Source organism: Treponema sp. R80B11-R83G3 (genome assembly GCF_054786115.1).
This window is the reverse complement of sequence record NZ_BDHF01000281.1, coordinates 1-983: the sequence shown is the minus strand read 5'-3', so window position 1 is coordinate 983 and position 983 is coordinate 1. Positions and strand designations below refer to the sequence as shown.

Sequence of the window (983 nt, the reverse complement as noted above, 5' to 3'; positions counted from 1 at the left end):
GCGGCTGGGATATAGAAACCGTTTTACTAACGGCGCGCCGCGCTGTTAATAACGGAATGAATTGGGTATTGGATTTTCACTATTCTGACTTTTGGGCTGATCCCGCAAGACAGCTTATTCCAAAAGCATGGCAAGGTTTTACCATTGAGCAAATGGAAAGGGCAGTTTATGAATATACAAAAGAGACTTTAGTCCGCTGTAAAAATGAGGCGCTCTATCCGAGTTATGTGCAAATAGGAAATGAGATTACCAATGGTTTGCTTTGGCCTGCCGGCAAGGTGGATTACGATAAAGTTACAGGCGCTCCTGTAAGTTACGGTAATATGACGCGCCTGTTAAAAGCGGGCGTTACTGCGGCGCGTGAAAGCGGAAACGTCAAAATAATTCTTCATCTTGAACGGTCATACGATAACGAAAGATACCGCCAATGGTTTGACGCGGTTACGGCGGCGGGCGTTGATTACGATATTATTGGAATTACATACTATCCGCATTGGCACGGAGCAATGAGGAAGATAAAGGATAATTTGGAAGATATTTCCGCGCGTTATAGTAAGGATGTAATGGTTATGGAAACCGCTTACCCGTTTACCAATGAGCATTATGCCGACAATCCCGGCATTTCGCTTGCCGTTAACGGAACAACTTTATTGGACGGCAGTCCTTTGCCGTATCCGTACAACGTAGAAGGGCAGTGTAATTTTTTGCGCGATATGGTAAAAATGGTAAAAAGCATTAAACGCTGTAAAGGCCTGTACTATTGGGAACCCGCTTGGCTTCCGGTGGACGGGTCAACATGGGCGACCGAGGCCGCGCGCAAGTACATTGGTGAGGAACACAAAGCGGGGGGAAACGAATGGGCGAATCAATGCCTGTTTGATTATAAAGGGAATTTATTGCCGGCGATTAACGAATTGGATGAACTGCGTTAACAGGCAAAAGGTATTAATTATTTTTGTTAGGGGGATAAATGAAAAAGGCCG

Annotated in this window: 1 protein-coding gene; it reads left to right on the top strand. The window is 45.3% G+C overall.

What is annotated here, in order from left to right; all coding sequences use genetic code 11:
• A partial coding sequence (locus ACYVRH_RS13315) for a glycoside hydrolase family 53 protein (protein ID WP_461257379.1) occupies positions 1 to 932 on the top strand: 932 nt, incomplete at its 5' end.
• Positions 933 to 983: the final 51 nt, after the last annotated feature.